This window comes from Chryseobacterium sp. SIMBA_029, from assembly GCF_046535275.1.
Taxonomy (GTDB): Bacteria; Bacteroidota; Bacteroidia; order Flavobacteriales; family Weeksellaceae; genus Chryseobacterium.
The window spans coordinates 1-311 of the sequence record NZ_JAWRXA010000156.1 but is presented as its reverse complement, the minus strand read 5'-3'; the positions used below and the strand labels follow the sequence as shown (position 1 = coordinate 311).

General features: G+C 37.6%; 1 protein-coding gene. It reads right to left on the bottom strand.

Going from position 1 to position 311, the window contains the following annotated elements:
- Positions 1-311 (bottom strand): hypothetical protein (locus SB679_RS23615; protein WP_410704701.1); only part of this gene is annotated, 311 nt, incomplete at both ends.

Below are 311 nucleotides of genomic sequence, written 5' to 3'. Positions count from 1 at the left end.
CGGTGATCCCGAATGTTTCTCCTCTTTCACGGGCATGAAGCAAAGCGTCACAAGTATTGATAAATTTCTGTTTCATAATAATATCCGAACTTGGAGGTAAAAATATAATATTGGATGGAGCAGACTTCCACCATTTCTTTTTGATAAAAGGATCCACGCCCATGAAGATAAAATAGACATCCTTATACCTGGATGCTATTTTTTCAATCGTCTTTTGGGCAAAAACAAGATTCAAGCTAATGTGTCCGCCATAATATCCAAATACTTTTGACTTTGGAGGGATGTTCAGCTCTGCTCTCAAATCTTCATTG